Source organism: Erysipelothrix amsterdamensis (assembly GCF_940143175.1).
In the GTDB taxonomy this organism is placed as follows: Bacteria; Bacillota_I; Bacilli_A; order Erysipelotrichales; family Erysipelotrichaceae; genus Erysipelothrix; species Erysipelothrix amsterdamensis.
Window position 1 is genome coordinate 1,677,004 of the sequence record NZ_OW659496.1, and the last position, 16,230, is coordinate 1,693,233.

11 protein-coding genes and 9 tRNA genes are annotated in these 16,230 nt (G+C 33.8%); 1 reads left to right on the plus strand and 19 read right to left on the minus strand.

The window, feature by feature from the left end:
- Nucleotides 1-66 precede the first annotated feature (66 nt).
- From NMG63_RS07955 to NMG63_RS07965, 3 genes are all read right to left on the minus strand, one after another.
- The gene (locus tag NMG63_RS07955) at nt 67-1,119 is read right to left on the minus strand and encodes a LacI family DNA-binding transcriptional regulator (protein ID WP_254006915.1); all 1,053 of its coding nucleotides are present in this window, start codon (nt 1,117-1,119) and stop codon (nt 67-69) included.
- Nucleotides 1,120-1,973: 854 nt separating this feature from the next.
- Nucleotides 1,974-2,969, minus strand: a complete 996-nt coding sequence (locus tag NMG63_RS07960; RefSeq protein ID WP_254006916.1) for a D-2-hydroxyacid dehydrogenase — start codon at nt 2,967-2,969, stop codon at nt 1,974-1,976.
- A 9-nt stretch (nt 2,970-2,978) separates the two neighbouring features.
- Nucleotides 2,979-4,043, minus strand: a complete 1,065-nt coding sequence (locus NMG63_RS07965) for a PTS sugar transporter subunit IIC (protein ID WP_254006917.1) — start codon at nt 4,041-4,043, stop codon at nt 2,979-2,981.
- 203 nt (nt 4,044-4,246) lie between these two features.
- On the opposite strand from NMG63_RS07965, the gene NMG63_RS07970 reads away from it, so the two are divergent.
- Nucleotides 4,247-5,005 (plus strand): IclR family transcriptional regulator, encoded by a 759-nt coding sequence (locus NMG63_RS07970; protein ID WP_123171019.1) that lies wholly within the window; start codon nt 4,247-4,249, stop codon nt 5,003-5,005.
- Nucleotides 5,006-6,179: 1,174 nt separating this feature from the next.
- On the opposite strand, the gene NMG63_RS07975 is transcribed toward NMG63_RS07970, so the two are convergent.
- From NMG63_RS07975 to NMG63_RS08050, 16 genes are all read right to left on the minus strand, one after another.
- Nucleotides 6,180-7,067 (minus strand): choline kinase family protein, encoded by an 888-nt coding sequence (locus tag NMG63_RS07975; RefSeq protein ID WP_123171018.1) that lies wholly within the window; start codon nt 7,065-7,067, stop codon nt 6,180-6,182.
- 893 nt (nt 7,068-7,960) lie between these two features.
- Nucleotides 7,961-8,239, minus strand: a complete 279-nt coding sequence (locus tag NMG63_RS07980) for a hypothetical protein (RefSeq protein ID WP_013853370.1) — start codon at nt 8,237-8,239, stop codon at nt 7,961-7,963.
- Between the two features lie 441 nt (nt 8,240-8,680).
- Nucleotides 8,681-9,568, minus strand: a complete 888-nt coding sequence (locus NMG63_RS07985; protein ID WP_254006918.1) for a hypothetical protein — start codon at nt 9,566-9,568, stop codon at nt 8,681-8,683.
- A gap of 571 nt (nt 9,569-10,139) precedes the next feature.
- Nucleotides 10,140-12,623: an ABC transporter permease gene (locus tag NMG63_RS07990; RefSeq protein ID WP_013853372.1), complete on the minus strand. Its 2,484-nt coding sequence runs from the start codon at nt 12,621-12,623 to the stop codon at nt 10,140-10,142.
- A complete protein-coding gene (locus tag NMG63_RS07995; protein ID WP_013853373.1) occupies nt 12,620-13,300 on the minus strand; it encodes an ABC transporter ATP-binding protein in 681 nt (226 codons plus the stop codon). The genes NMG63_RS07990 and NMG63_RS07995 overlap by 4 nt, the downstream gene beginning before the upstream one ends.
- Nucleotides 13,301-13,356: 56 nt before the next feature.
- Entirely contained in the window at nt 13,357-14,316 is a 960-nt protein-coding gene (locus tag NMG63_RS08000; RefSeq protein WP_254006919.1) for a sensor histidine kinase, read from the minus strand.
- Complete coding sequence (locus NMG63_RS08005) at nt 14,297-14,959, minus strand: response regulator transcription factor (RefSeq protein ID WP_013853375.1); 663 nt, start codon at nt 14,957-14,959, stop codon at nt 14,297-14,299. The genes NMG63_RS08000 and NMG63_RS08005 overlap by 20 nt, the downstream gene beginning before the upstream one ends.
- Nucleotides 14,960-15,174: 215 nt before the next feature.
- Nucleotides 15,175-15,250: transfer RNA gene (locus NMG63_RS08010), tRNA-Phe, on the minus strand.
- Between the two features lie 2 nt (nt 15,251-15,252).
- Nucleotides 15,253-15,329 (minus strand) — tRNA-Met (locus NMG63_RS08015).
- Nucleotides 15,330-15,399: 70 nt separating this feature from the next.
- A tRNA-Ser gene (locus tag NMG63_RS08020) sits at nt 15,400-15,488 on the minus strand.
- 55 nt (nt 15,489-15,543) lie between these two features.
- Nucleotides 15,544-15,620, minus strand: a tRNA-Ile gene (locus tag NMG63_RS08025).
- Nucleotides 15,621-15,653: 33 nt separating this feature from the next.
- Nucleotides 15,654-15,730: transfer RNA gene (locus NMG63_RS08030), tRNA-Met, on the minus strand.
- Nucleotides 15,731-15,758: 28 nt separating this feature from the next.
- A tRNA-Pro gene (locus NMG63_RS08035) sits at nt 15,759-15,835 on the minus strand.
- Between the two features lie 5 nt (nt 15,836-15,840).
- Nucleotides 15,841-15,917: transfer RNA gene (locus NMG63_RS08040), tRNA-Arg, on the minus strand.
- A gap of 40 nt (nt 15,918-15,957) precedes the next feature.
- Nucleotides 15,958-16,044, minus strand: a tRNA-Leu gene (locus NMG63_RS08045).
- 5 nt (nt 16,045-16,049) lie between these two features.
- A tRNA-Cys gene (locus NMG63_RS08050) sits at nt 16,050-16,123 on the minus strand.
- Between the last annotated feature and the right edge of the window lie 107 nt (nt 16,124-16,230).

Genomic DNA, 16,230 nt, shown 5'->3' on the forward strand with positions numbered 1-16,230 from the left:
TATTTGAGTTTTTTCTAGAAATCGCTTACATTATTTGTACCATCGACATGCATAAAAAAAATGATGCTAAGCATCATTTTTCATTTCTTGATTAAAATCAATTACACTATCTCGTTCATATAACTTCGGTTTCAATACTAAGCGCTCAACGAAGTCCTTCTCTTCAATCATCCGAATCATAATCTCAATCGTACTTTTTGCCATAGCATCAACATTCAAATCAATTGATGTTATACCTTCTGAAATGTAATCATTCATTTCAAGATTATCAAACCCCACAATTGAGATATCATGAGGGATACGGTATCCTAAAGCTTCCGCACGTTTTTTGAACCCATAAGCATTCAAATCATTCGAAGCAACTACGGCGGTAACATTCTGTTTAATCAATACATCGGCTGCATCATATCCTGTTTTAAAATCAAACCCCCCAAAAAACACTTTTGACTCATCATACTCTAACTGGTTTTCAAGCATAGCCTCACGATACCCTTCATGTCTAAAATATCCATTGAGTGACGTTTCTCGAGTTGATATAAAACCAATATTACGATGACCTTTTTCAATACAATGTTCTGTTGCTATGTATGTTCCCAATTTATTATCGAATACAACTTGACTGCCTTTATAATCTTTCAATGATCGATCAATCGTGATTGTGGGAATATTCGCCAAATCAATCATACGATTAATTTGACCCTCGTGTCCGTATGAATTTGCGGATGCTGCAAGAATGATTCCATCCATATTTCTACGAAAGAGCGAATCAAACAATTTTATGTCGTTTTCATAATGTTCATCCGAGTTAACCATGAGGACTGTATAATTATAGGCCCTCGCTAATGTCTCGATTTTTTTTGCCAAATTTGCAAAAAAAGGATTTGAAAGATCCGGTATAATTAAACCTAGAGCAAATGTTTTATGCTGGACAAGACTTCTTGCTGCCATATTTGGTGTATAATTCAGCGATTTAGCCAAATCAATGATTTGGCGTTTTGTTTCGGTTGAAAATCGTTTAGTATTTGGATCTTTTAAAATTATTGACACTGTTGCCACCGAAACCTCTGCGATTTCTGCAATGTCCTTTAAACGAGTTCTCTTATAATTATCTTTTGTCATAGCGCCCCATCCCTTAACTATCATCTATCCATATTATACCTTATTAAAATGAAATAAAAATCATCACTTTATCCATCTGAATAAATGATGAAGAAATTTTTTGCTATTAAAACTAAATTTTATTATTTCATGGCGATTACGATTCTTACTCACTGAAATATATTAATTTGAAATAAAGTAGATTTGTTTCTTTTGTACTCTGTTTTCTTGGAGAATGTTCATTATTTGAAGTACTTCGAAAGATCAAAATAGTAATAAAGTAAACATACAATTAAGTTAGTAGGATAACGTGTCGAATCAATTATCTTTACAAACTATTAATCGCTTACATCTGACTAATCATATTTCATAGAATGTCCTTTGAGTAAACGACATCTCGACACAATATCTAACTCTAACTCACCAGATACATACGACTATAAATAGAGATAAACTTGCTAACGGTTACATCTCCAAATTAGATTTCAAAACAAGTAGTATGAAAATATATAAACTTTTTTCTTTCTTACATGTCTTTAATAACAAGATTGAAAAATACTCTTATTTCCTTTGTCTTAGTTTCCAGATAAATTTACTTTATTGAACAAAATTCACATTCATAATGCTTCCAATTTAGTAACAAACATATCTTCTCTCAAGTGGTATCATTACAAAACACTTCCTTTATACTTTAATTTAATTTGTTTGATTTTATGTATAATTTAAGATTGTTACGAAGTAAAAATCTACACAGAATGATTAAATTTATTGTCATGTTTTTTTGAATTTACCAGATTTTCTTTCTATTCATAGATTAATGAAAATTGATTTCCCGGTACAAAAAAAGTATAGATCAAATGGTCTATACTTTGCTACTAATTTACACGATATGAAGAGTCTCCTGTTGTAATAATTTCTAAAGTCGCATCAAGAGCAAATTGAGTCATATTACGAATGGACGTTTCAGTATAGTACGCGCAATGATGATAGAAAATAACATCTTCATGGTTTAAAAGGCGTAAAAACACTTTATCTTTGATGGTATCATCGGTGAACTTACCAGGAATATAAGGTGCTTCGTACTCGTATACATCTAATGCCGCACCAGCAATTATGTTTTGATCAACTGCATCAAGCAAAGCTTCAGTATCCACAAGTGTTCCTCGACCACAATTAATAAGATAGGCGTCTTCATTCATGCATTCAAACATCTTTGCATCGAAAAGGTGGTAGTTATTTGCAAATGCAGGCATATGCAACGAAACAATATCTGCTTGCGCCACTGCTTCTTCAATACTTTCAACAAAAGTAATGAGATCCTCAATTCCTTGTTTTGGGTACGGGTCATATCCAATAACACGAGCACCAAAACCTTTAAAGAGCTTTGCGACTTCGTATCCTATTTTTCCAACACCTATAATCGCTACCGTTGACTCGCCCATGAGCTTTGCACGAATTTCTGGCATCCAACGGAAATCACGGGCTTCAACCTTACGATCCAGTTTATGAGACTTGCGCATCAGTTGAAGAGCGAGCATCAATGTATATTCCGCAATTGATTCAGGTGAATAGTTACCAACATTGGTCACAATTATATTAGCTTCTTGAGCTGCTTCAAGATCGAAAATTTCGTAACCTGCAGTACGTTGGGCAATTTGTTTAATCCCTCTTGATTCCAAAGCTTTAAAGATTTTCGAGTCAAACGCCCCCACTTGAGCAACCGTAATACCATCATAACCATTAACAAAATCAACATTTTCCATTGTTAATGACTCTGTACAAAAGTCGACAACAACATCATGTTCTTTTGCCCAGGCAGCTGCGAAAGGGATGCGTTCATCATTCATATTAAAACATAGTATTTTTATCATAATTCTCTCCTATATTGTTGAGATGAAATCTTCATCTTTGATAATTTTAAAGACATCACGTGAAAGTTTATAGGTACCCCAGCAAATAACGAATGGTACCACAAAATATACGCTTACAATAATAACGAAATTAATAAGAGCACTGTTTTGTAGATATCCATAAGCAACGATTGGTCCAACAAGTCCTGCAAAACCAAATCCTGCGGATGCTGGTGTACCTTGAATGTTTAAAATTGGTGCAAACATACCAAGTAACCCTGATACAATCGCTACTGGAATAGCAATTTTAATATTTTTGAAGAAGTTTGGCATCATGGTTTTCACTCCCCCTAAGACAATAGAAACCGTAATACCCTTTTCGTTTTTAGCATAGTGGGAACCCATCGCCATAAATACAACAACAGCAACAAGACCTAAATTAGCTGCACCCGATCCAATGCCGTCTAAAGAAATTGCAAATGCAATTGCTACTACACTAATAGGTGTAAGAATTAGAAGTGCGAAAATAACCGCGATGATAATACTCATCAAGATTGGTTGTAATGTTGTTGCTTCCGCTACAATACTTCCGATTAAGCGTGTAATGGAGGAAACATATGGCAATGTTAGAAGCCCAATTGCTCCTGCTCCAAATCCTACAATACTTGGATAGGCAATTGTGACAAAAGCTTTAACCTTGTCCTTAATTAAGAATACAAATGCCACCGCAATTCCTGATACAAGCATGGCATTAACCGTGTCACCAATACCAGCAACAATCCAAGCACCATTTACCATGGATACACTACCACTTCCGATATAAGCAGCCGCTCCGACCGACATGGATGGAATTAAATCGAGTTCAAATTGTCGTGCTACTCCAATACCTATAAGAACTGGCATTAACAATTGAATAATTTGAACACATTGTTGTAAAACTGCAAATCCTTCCCAAACTGGAATCAAATTTAAAAATAATTGACCAAAGATTGCGTTTGGGATTACTGCAACAATAATTCCACTTGCAGCTCCTCCAATAACCTTCATGACAAACTGAAGAATCGAGTTCGATTCTTTATTACATTTTTGACTCATGTGTCTCCTCCTAAATTTCGGAACGCGTTCCGATATTTGTATGCTAACACTCTCACGTTTGATTTGCAATATATTGCTATACAATTAACAAACTTATTTTCTTTTGGCATTATAGACTTTGTTTAATATAGGAATGAAACAACAATTTTGATATACTATGTGTTAGATAGATGTATAAATTCACAAAGAAAGGAATTTTTACTATGACTGAAAAAAACGAGAAAAGCCCAATCATTGGTAATATTGTGGATGCATTTGATATCCTGGATTTACTCTCTCAACAGGAAACCTTAGGTATCTCAAGCATCGCTACAGAATTAAACCTCCCAAAAACTAGAGTCTTTCGTATTGTTAAATCATTAGAACATGTTCATGCCATCAAACAAGCAGATGACACACGGTATTCATTAGATATGCACATGTTGAAATATGCCCGTGGTGCGCATAACAGTGGCAATATCATCGATGTTGCAGAACCATTTATCAAAGAGGCTGTGGAAAAAACCGGAGAATCTATTAACTTGGGAATGGCTCATAACGATGATCTTGTTATTATTCGACGTGTTCATGGTGAGTACTATCAATTACAAACGCAACTTCGTCCAATTGGTGAACTTTATTGCTCAGGAATGGGAAAAATATTTCTTGCCTATCGTGACGAAATATCGCTCCGCAGTTACTATGAAAATCTTCCTTCACGCACGGTTCATACCATTAATACCTATGATAAGTTTTTAAAAGAGCAACAATCCATCTTGGAAAATAATATTTCTGTAGACCATGAAGAATTTGAATACGGTTTAAGTTGTTACGCTGTTCCTATCTTTAATAAAGAAGGCATTCCTGAGTATGCACTTAGTATCTCTGGACCCTCAACACGACTTGAATATAAGAATGTTAATCATTTACTTAAAATTTTAAAAAAATGTGCCGAGAAAATACAGAGTGCATATTATATCTAAAACTGTAATCAACGATAAACATAATCCAACTTATTATTTTGTGATGTATGTGATGTACTTTTAATTCTTTTATTATATTGAAAAATAAGACTATTATTGAACTGATTCCGGTTAATTAAACATCATAAAAATAAGCACCTTGCATTTGTACAATTGTTGAAAAACAAAATAATGTACTAATGAAGGTGCTTTATTGTGTCGAAAAAAAGTGTCTATCCACTCGAGGAAAAATTATAGTAATGGTCTAGTCACTAAAAAAACTTTGATGATACATAATGAAATTTTAGAGCATCAAATAATGATACTAAAAAAATACAAGGAGGTGCAAAGGAATTGGTATGAAAATTATTCCAAGAACTTGTAGATGCATTTAGAATCATTATTCCAGTTAAATTAATACTAGAGCTCTTTAATATTTCAAAATAAACTTACTCTCTTTGTAAACAAATATTAATAGCAACATGTTTTACCGAGAATGAAGAGAAGGTCATTAAATTCTATAATGACACAACCTTCAAGTATGGCTACAGGCATATTGAAACAAGATGGTTATCCTTTTAGAGAGAACACTATTCAAAGAATTATGCACCGCATGAATTTGCAGTGTCGAATTAATATAATCGACAAGATTTCTACAGAGGAAAAGAAACTCTTGTCACGAATAATGTACTGGATTGAAATTTCAAGGTAACGCGACCATTATAAACGCTATTCACAAATAGTACATATCTTCCTTGGTTGGGAGACTAATTATCACTTATATAATTGGAACCCTTCAAGATATTGAATTTGTATCAAATACCTTCAATCAACTTCCTAAGAATATGAGTGAGAGCATAATTCAAATGAATCAAGGTTCAGTCTATAAATCACAAGCATAGCAATCATAATATATATAAATCTTTACAACAGCACACGAATTCAAGTAATAATGGTATTCTTTCCTCCTATATGATGGCGAGAGTTACAAATCCTAGCTTGTTTTTTTTATTTGAATCTTGCTATGCTGGCTTGCTCCCCATAGTTTTTTTTACTTCCCTTGCTTAATCATATCATCCTTTGCATATACCAACATTACTTAATATATAAAATAAGAAACCCCAACCATACTTACAAATTAATTATAATCTCGGTAAAATATCCATTTAATCATTATCGTTTTTGATGATAATGATTAGAAATTATAAAATTTCTCTGCTTGTTCTACGAACAACCGGGTATACATTGCATAGTTTTCAAAAAAATCCCCGACATCAGTACCATTATGTTCTTGGAATATTGCCCAATTCATCCAATAGAATCCTGTAACCGCAAAAGTTCCAATAAAATGATGCTTGTCAGCTTCGCTCATGGTCCCCCCTGCATATTGATCAAGAACCTTCAGAATGGTTGAGTAATCGTAAGGCGAACATACGATAAAGGTCGCAAGGTCTACAGCTGGATCGGCAACCATCGCGAATTCCCAATCAATTAAATAAAAATTATCATCTTGGAAGAGAATATTAGTCGTGTAGATATCATTATGACAAAGAGTCTTCGCATAACCTTCACGTGAAACACACTCATAAATGCGCTCTACGCGTTCACTTAAATCATCATAATCTGAGAAATGGGAACGACCAACATCACCAATTTCTTGCTTAAAGTCTTGAATTTTTTGGAATAAGTCAAACTCCCATTCGCCTTGTATGTTTGCATCATGAAGGTAACGTACTTTCTCGATTACAACTTTAACATCTTCTTCGTTCATATAATCAAAATAGCGTGCATTTTCAATATAATTCGATATCTTCCAGCCCTCAGTCTGATCCATAAATACAAGACTGTTATCTAAGCCAAGTTCTTTCGCTTTCAATTGAGCATAGAACTCACTTTTCCGATTAATATAAGCATCCGTTTCAACGCCTGGTTCACGATAAACATACTTTTTTCCATCAACCTCGAATGTGTAAGAATGATTGGTAAGTCCGCCAAATAGTGGGGTAAAGTTCAAAATGGAATCAATCTCACATTCCAATGTTTTCGCAATGTTTTGTGTGTAATTATTTATGGTATTTGTCATTTATAACGCTCCTTTTACTAAGTCCCTTTATTATATAATAAACTTTACATAAAAGAACGCTTTTAGGCATGAATTAAGCAATATATGTATTGATTCGATACAAATCCTTTTACTCAATAGATTCGATGCTACTAGTTCGATACAACGCTCTCACATTAGGAGATTCAATCGTTTCAATCAGTCCATCGTTATTCAAATCATAAAATACTGTTTGTCGTTTAAATATAACTATTGTTTACAAATATTCTTACTTAAAAACATCACATCCAAATGCGAAACGAAACTATAATAAACTTAGAATTTTAATAATATTAATCGGTAGTATTATGAAAAACACGCTCCATATAATTTGGAGAAAGAAGGATATCCATATATATGTCATAACACAAAAATCCCTACCAAGATTATTAAAGGACTTTACAAGAATATTAGCCCTTGACTCTATATAGATAAGGTTGAAAACAGATAAAATACTTAGGGCCATATACAAAGAAATAAATGGCGTAGCTTGTACGATCTCCACCTTATTTGATATCAGGATTATTCCAATTAAAATCCACCTTGCTATTTTTATGTGTGGCATCATGACAAAAATGGTACTCGTTATTTTAGTGTGTGAATCAACTGCATGTGAAATTTCATGTACTCCCTTAATGTACTTAGAACCCGCGAGTTTTCGGTCCTCAATATAAATCTTATTCTGGAGATATGAGTATGAAAAAGTCTTACTATCTGTTTCTATCATAAAGCTTGGAATCTGATATTTATCAATAAAACCACTCAAAATTTCATAAATATCATATTTTTCCACATACTTAAAGTTTATGTTCTTTTCAAGAATTATTGAAATGATTTCTAGTCCTATAATCATTGAGAAAAGAACAACTATTACGCTATACATGATTATCTTTTTCACACTCTGTAATAAAGCATGAAAAATAGAAAAAAATAATTAACGAAGGTAACGTAATTATAGAGTCTACCTTCATGAGAATACCAACGTTGATGTAATAGTATCCAATAAAAATGATGCATGCAAACAGTTCAAGTAAATTTTGGAATGAATACTTCATTTCAAATATCTTCAAATATTTTAATGGCACAAACTTAAATCCATTCAGCCCTTTAGTAACAACAATTATTGATATTCCTAGAAAAATATAGTACTTCATATCAACCCCACTAAATTGATACAAGAATAAATATAAACATGTATAAAAGATGGTTATCATTTTATATCAACTTAACCGTAAAAATACTATAGATGATTGCGATAGTGAGAATAAACAAGATTTTTTTTTTCATTTTAAACTTCTTTCTATTCTGAGTCTAATGTAACGACAATGCTGTCTAACAATTTTTATTATTACTTTTTATTAAACTTTACGAATTGATCTTTACAATATTTTGAATATAAAAAAAGCATAAAATCGATAATACTAATTTTATGCTTCTCCTCCCCCAAAAAATCATTGGAACAGTGTATACATCATTCACTGAATAACTAATTATTTCTTATAGGATAAAAATATCACATTCAATAGATTTGTTCAATTCCTTTTACTAAGTAAATTCAATAGATTATAAATACTCACGATGGTTGATTTGATTTCCTAGTTGCTACTCGATCGATACAACGCGCTCACATCAGGACATTCAATCGTTTCAATCAGTCCACCACTTTTCAAATCATAAACATACTGTGTGTAGTTTGGCTTGGATTCAAAGTTACCAAATAGAATAAGATTTTCTTTACTTGAATCATACCAATACTGAGACCAATAATGATACTGTGCGGTATCACTTATTGGCTCAAGTTTAAGATCCCGACTCTCCAGAGTATTTAAATCAATCATTCGAAGTTCGTGACGTTCACTTTTAATATAGAACTTGTTATTGATGATAGAATTCTGTACATCACTCGTAAAGGATGGTCCAAATCGCTTAAAATCTGAGATTGACTCAACATTCAAATCCTTGTCAATTACAAGAAGACGGTCTTCTATTGAGCCAATACTATCTGGAATTGGTACATTATCCGCTATATACAAATAAAGATATAGTTTTTTTGAATCAGTAATGAGTTGTGATGTATAATGGCTTGATTCAAATGTTTCAGACATCTTCTCAATCATTTTATTTTCAATATTATATCTGTAGAACTTTCGTATAATTCCACGTTCAGTATCTTTATGATTATGGTTATTTTCCGTAAGTACATAAACATTGGAACCAATAACTGCAAGAGAAGTTGCTTGATCATCTTCAATATCGAAAAGTTTCTCGTTGTTTTTATATATTGAGGTCAAATAATTTGTAGGTTCAGATCTAAAGCCTTGGTTATCAATGAAATATAAATCCTCTTCATAAAGATATACCTGTGAATCAATCGCATTCAGAGATGGTTCGAAGTTGTATACTTTTTCGTCTTGATCCGATAATTCTCCCTTTATAAATTTATCGGATGATATCAGGTAGTAAAAATTATTATCAATTTTCAATTTATAATAATTTCCGCGATATTTTTTTCGAGCCTAGAACGTGCCCTCTCGTATCGAGAAACTTAAACTCCGTGTGATTCAATAATTTTAGAATTTCTGATGATTTGGCGCTATGGAAAGTATCGTTCCCTAATACTATTGTTTTAGTATCTTTAAGTGCATTTGTGGAAGGTCTTGAAGAACAGCCTGCAATGAGTAATATCATTAGAATACAGTCAAATATTTTTTTCATGATATCTAGTACCGTGTTCTTTTAAAAAAACTTCTTTCCAGAATATCCTTTGGCGAAACAAACTTTCCACACTGCATAGATCTTATAGCTATCATTTCTTGGTTAAATACCACCATTATAATAATCCCCCCTTTAATAAAAAAATGATACCAAATTCATTATTGATGCGCAAAAAAATCGTTGGCCACCTGAACATCGTTGGCCACCTGAACATCGTTTATCTACGATTCATATCAACGAGTTTAAAAGAATCGATGCGCCTACCGATTCATCAAATACGAGTTAGATTACTTCTCAAAAAATCACTTTAGGAACTAAGCCACAATATTAGGACTATTCTCAATATTTTTGACACTTTAAACGTTCAATAACCGATTCTCGATTGAACATACTTGTTGATATTAGAGTTTGAGTGATCAGTATTAGCGTAGAACCCATAATTGCGTAGAAGAGATAGTCCATTCTAAAGTTAAATTCAGGCATCCAAATTATTTTTCTTACAATTGCATATAGTCCATAGGATAATCCAAAGCTTAATACAATTGAGTAAACAATCACTTTCCCCATTGTAAATACAGATTCAAAAAATAACATCTTACATATTTCCTTGCGCGTCATTCCCACTGACTCTAAGATTGCATACTCACCCTTGCGTCTATCCTGTTCAGATATCGTTGTATTAAGAATACTTGTAACTGTCATCAATAGAATCATACCCATCACCGAAAATAATATTTTTACAATAACACCATAAACATTCTTATCTTGTGCATAGTCTGAGGCTAAGTTTCTAACATGAAATAACGGGAACGTTTTATTGAGGCTTATTTCAACTGATTCAGCTTGTACCGTATCAATCAATAAGATCCTATTAAGTATAAATTGATAGGGACTCTGACTTTTAATTCTATTAAACAAAGTTTGCGATACAATATAATTCACGGATACCTCACTACGAATGATCGACTCATTATAGAAAAATTTAAGTACTGAGGATTCACCATCAAATGTGTCGACCTTCAAACCGATGGGATACTCAGATAATTTTGCCATACTTTTTCCATCTGTTCCATCATATGTATAAAAAGGTACAAAATCACCAACTTGCAAGTCAGTTAAATGACGAGATATCTGAATTTTTCTATTATCATCTGAAATGACGCCTTCAAAATAATCGTTTACTACAATTTCATGAAGATTGACTGATGGGTATAATGTGTTGAAATCCTTGTCATCTAAGACGATTATTTTATGTCTCAGTAAATATTTTAATTCTTCATCAAATACATCATTATATCGCCAAATTCCAAGCCGTCCTGATTCTGTTGTGACCTTAAACGTTGATCTTACGTCTTCATTCTCTTCGATTTGTTTTCTTATATCTTCAAAAGTATTCGAATCGATATTTTGTTTTTCGATTTGAATAGCATAATTACTATAATCCAATTTGGCAGAAGCTAAATCTAGGGAAGAAGCTAAGAAAGAAGCAACTAATACCATGGATACGGTACCTATAACTAAAGAACGTTTAAGACCTAAGTATTTTTTTCGATCTCTAACCGTATTTTTATATGCCAAAACACCCGCTTGTCCAAAAAACATCTTGATGAATCTTGTTTTTTCTTTTTTCTTATTGATTGATATCCGCTTGTTTTCACGTATCAGTTCAATAGAACTATCTTTAAATATATTTCTTATAGAATGTAATAACGGGATATAAACAACTATAAATGAGACTATAAATATTCCTAAAATTAACTTCATTGTTAATGTTGGCTTCGCAAATTCCATAATATTGTATCCAAACAGAGACGTGTTAGATAATATGGGATAACTCATATTAAAGATTCCTTGAGAGACAAGAGACCCACCCATTAAACCTATAACCACACAAGGAATTGTAGTCAGAAACATCTCAAAAAACAGTGACCTTCGTATCTGCTTTTTAGTTGCTCCAATTGTCGATAAGAGACTTAAAGATTTTGTTTTACTTTCAAGGCTAATGTTAAGCGTGTTATAAAGTGTGAAAATTGATGTTAGCGTAAATAATCCCAATAGAACACTTGCCATTACCACTACAACTTTCCACATAATATTTTTATTGTCGCTTAGTCCTAGTAGTTCATTACGAAAATCGTTGAATACTACATCTTCATCAATGAGATTGTTAGACTCCATCATTGAAATAACCGATTTCTCAAAACCCTTTGTGTCATTTTCGAATTGAACATAAACTGTATTCTCATTTGACATCATAGCACTCTTAGTTTGATTATCGTATGTATATTGTCTATCCACAACACCAACAATTGTAACGACCGATTTTGAGCCGTCTATCCATGTTACATCGAGTTTGTGACCTATAGGATCATCTAAATTCAATGCCTCAAGCATCATTTCAGAAACGTGCATTTCCTCATTGTTTTCTGCCAATCTTCCACTAAGAAGCGTTTGCTGAGAACCTTGTTTGATGAAAGAAAAATCTTCGTTATATAGAGTATAAAGTAAAAACGTTTGAGGACTATGTTGTTCAGCATTAAAATCAACCCTCGTTATATCTCCAACTTTTGATGCATACTCATACCTAACAATATCTTCTCCACTTTCAATCAATGCATCCACATCTTTTACATTTCGAAAATAGACATTATATTGTTCACCGTATTTAAGCGACGATAACTTGTAACTATTATAAAATCCTGAAAATGTTGCGATTACGGCCGTCATAAGACACACTACAATAATAATGGACAACCATGACATTAGTGTTTGCTTCCAATATTTTTTTAGGTGTCTATATTGAACTTTTAGAAGTGATTTCATCGTATTCTCTCATCTCTAATAATGCGTCCATCTTCTATTTCAATAATTCTTTTGGCTTGTGATGCAATAGTTTCATCATGAGTAACCATTATGATTGTTTGTTCGCTCATCTCATTGGTTTCTCTAAGAATTTTAATGATTTCCTTAGATGTTTTTTTGTCTAAGTTACCCGTTGGCTCATCCGCAAGAATTAGAGTTGGTCGATTCATGAGCGCTCTAGCTATAGAAACACGCTGTTGTTGCCCTCCGGATAATTGACTTGGTAAGTGGTTTACACGATTCACAAGTTCTAAAGACTTTAGAAGTTCTTCCAGATAGATTTCATCAACGTTTTGATTGTCGAGCTCTAAAGGAAGGATAATGTTTTCCTTAACATCTAATAATGGAATCAGATTGTAAAACTGATAGATTAAACCTATATGACGTCTTCGAAAAATCGTGAGTGCTTCTTCACTTAATGCTCCGAGATTGGTGTTATCCAATCGAATAACACCAGTGGATACAGTATCAACACCTCCAATAACATGAAGAAGTGTCGACTTTCCACTTCCACTTGCACCCATAATTGCGATAAACTCTCCTCTATCCACAGAAACAGAGACGTTATCAAGAGCCTTAATTTCTGCATCGCCTTGCTTATACGTTTTTGAAACACTTTCCAGCACTAATAATGACATAGTATCACCTCACTTTTATTATATATTTCATGAGAGTGTTATAAGTGATTTATTCGTCACTTAGTAGGCATCCTAATTTCAAACGTATTTTTCTCAACAATTCGAACCGAACCGCCTTGTTTTTCGATTATTTCCTTAGATATTGCAAGTCCAACTCCAACACTCTTGGAATTAACACTATTTGTTTTAAAAAACCTCTCAAAAACTTTATCTCTTAGTTCCTTCGCGATTGCTTCACCATCATCAGAGATCATTATCTGTGTTTCAAATACATTTTCTTCAATAGTCATGAACATTGAATTTTGGGCGTATCGTGTTTTATTATCAAGTATATTAATGATTGCTTCTAAAAACCACTTTTCATCTACATATATTGTGTTTGCATCTACTCTAGTCTCAATGTCGAGCTTATTACTTTTCGATGATATATTTAGTTTCAAACTCCTCACAAAATTATCGGTATTAACGCGTTTCTTATCCATTTCAATCGTATTTGATTCCAAGCGAACTAGAAGTAAAAGTGAGGTTATCAATGATTCAAGTCGCTCCAATTGTTCTTGATTTTGAAGTAAGAAATCATTGTCTGGTGATTCATCTCGTAAAATGTCATTGGTAAGAAGTAAGGCGGTAATTGGTGTCTTAAGCTGATGAGAGATATCAGTTAAGGACTTCTTTAAAAAGCTATTGTTGGCATTTAAGTTTCGATTCATTGTCTTGAGAAGAACGGTTATTTTATTGAGTTCTGAATGCAGAATTGATAGTTCTCCTTCTTCATATGTGTTGAGTTCATATTCGTGGCTGTTATCATTGAGACGTTTTAAATACTCAGTTAGTTCTTCTATCTCTCTACTTCGATGTAAGAGATAGCGATACACCAAAATCAAGCTACATAGGATCCCGGCTAAGATACCAAAATATGAATCCATGAAATATGCACATAAAAAACCAACAGATACCCCTAAGATGATACTTTGTGCAAAAAGATGAGCAATTTTCTTATCTCTGAGTATTTTCATGCTTGTATCGGTATCCTTGTCCACGAACAGTAACAATATCTAATTCTCCATTAAACTTCTCCCTTAAGCGTTTAATGGACGCTGAGAGCGCATTATCATTCACATATTCCATAGAGTCCCAAATCAATTCATAGAGATCTTCTCGTTTAACGATTTCATTTATATGGCTTATAAAGAATAAGAGTAATCTATATTCTATAGTTGAAAGATTAACCATCTCATGACCAAACTTTACGATTCCTGACTGCATATCGATACTCATGTCACCGTCTATGAATACATGCTTTTCATGTTTCTTTAAAAGTTTTTGTAGTCGAACTATAAGCTCCTTTGATTTAAATGGTTTAATAATATAATCATCACCACCACGAGTCAGACCTTCAACTATACTATCTTCTTCATTTTCAACACTTAAAAATAGAATTGGGGCTTCACTCTGTTGCCGAATAAACGTACAAATATCAAATCCGGTGCCATCTGGTAGTCGGACGTCAAGAATATGAATGTTGTAGTGATTCAATCCAAGAAAGCGTTCAGCTTCTTGCACAGAAAATACAGCATCAACAAGATACCCTTCTTTTTCTAAGATATATTTTAGACTTCGAGATATTGCTCGATCATCTTCTACAAGTAATAGTTTCATATAGTTATTATACTATTATTTCTAATATAAACCATCGCATTTCTTAATTTGAAATTTAAAAAAATATTACCTCTAAAAAAAAGTTTGTTATGTTCATACAAATCGTTGCTTTATTAAGAATCCTATCTTAAATACTTATTCAGAAATTAAAAAAATGATCTCTTTTTAGGAACAAAAAAAACCACTCATTGAGTGGTTTGTCTTATCGGTTTAAATGGTGGCCCCAGTCAGAATCGAACTGACGACACACGGAGCTTCAATCCGTTGCTCTACCGACTGAGCTACAGGGCCATTGGTTGCGGGGGCCGGATTTGAACCGACGACCTCCGGGTTATGAGCCCGACGAGCTACCAGTCTGCTCTACCCCGCGATATGTTTAATGCTATGTCATTATAGCATAACTGGTATATAATGCAACCTTATTTCGTAAAGAAATAATATGGCGGAGGAGGGGAGATTCGAACTCCCGCACGCTCTCACGTCTGCTGGTTTTCAAGACCAGTCCCTTCAGCCACTTGGGTACTCCTCCATAGAGTTTTTTGCATTTTAATGTAATTAAATTCCGATAATCCTAAGTGTCAAATTGGTGGACCCTGTAGGACTCGAACCTACGACCAACCGGTTATGAGCCGGTAGCTCTAACCAACTGAGCTAAGGGTCCGCTACATCGGTATTACGCTTTTCAAAATAGAAATGGTAGCGGGTGTGAGATTCGAACTCGCGACCTTCCGGGTATGAACCGGACGCTCTAGCCAACTGAGCTAACCCGCCATAGGAATATTTAATTTTAATAATAAATTGGTCGGGATGACAGGATTCGAACCTGCGACCCCCTGGTCCCAAACCAGGTGCACTACCAAGCTGTGCTACATCCCGAAAATTGGCGCGCCCGACAGAAGTCGAATCCATAACCTCTTGAGCCGTAATCAAGTGCTCTATCCAGTTGAGCTACGGGCGCATATACATCGATTTAAATTAGAACTCCATCAATAAAGTAATGGTGGGGATGAAGGGACTTGAACCCATACGAAGTTACCTTCAACGGATTTTAAGTCCGTTGCGTCTACCAATTCCGCCACATCCCCATTACTGGAGGTTCCTATCGGATTTGAACCGATGATCACAGAGTTGCAGTCTATTGCCTTACCACTTGGCTAAGGAACCATTAACTGTGTCGCGACACATTAACTCGACGATTGTCTTTGTTGTTGTTGTCGTTTCTCACTGTGCTTTTACATTATACATCATCAGTATAGAAATGCAACACTTAA

Bases quoted from the DNA above. Each gene is read 5' to 3' on its own strand.
- NMG63_RS07955 (WP_254006915.1), bottom strand. From the start codon at position 1,119: ATGACAAAAGATAATTATAAGAGAACTCGTTTAAAGGACATTGCAGAA.
- NMG63_RS07965 (WP_254006917.1), bottom strand. From the start codon at position 4,043: ATGAGTCAAAAATGTAATAAAGAATCGAACTCGATTCTTCAGTTTGTC.
- NMG63_RS07975 (WP_123171018.1), bottom strand. From the start codon at position 7,067: ATGACAAATACCATAAATAATTACACACAAAACATTGCGAAAACATTG.
- NMG63_RS08005 (WP_013853375.1), bottom strand. From the start codon at position 14,959: ATGAAACTATTACTTGTAGAAGATGATCGAGCAATATCTCGAAGTCTA.
- NMG63_RS08000 (WP_254006919.1), bottom strand. From the start codon at position 14,316: ATGAAAATACTCAGAGATAAGAAAATTGCTCATCTTTTTGCACAAAGT.
- NMG63_RS07995 (WP_013853373.1), bottom strand. From the start codon at position 13,300: ATGTCATTATTAGTGCTGGAAAGTGTTTCAAAAACGTATAAGCAAGGC.
- NMG63_RS07990 (WP_013853372.1), bottom strand. From the start codon at position 12,623: ATGAAATCACTTCTAAAAGTTCAATATAGACACCTAAAAAAATATTGG.
- NMG63_RS07960 (WP_254006916.1), bottom strand. From the start codon at position 2,969: ATGATAAAAATACTATGTTTTAATATGAATGATGAACGCATCCCTTTC.
- NMG63_RS07970 (WP_123171019.1), top strand. From the start codon at position 4,247: ATGACTGAAAAAAACGAGAAAAGCCCAATCATTGGTAATATTGTGGAT.
- NMG63_RS07980 (WP_013853370.1), bottom strand. From the start codon at position 8,239: ATGAAGTACTATATTTTTCTAGGAATATCAATAATTGTTGTTACTAAA.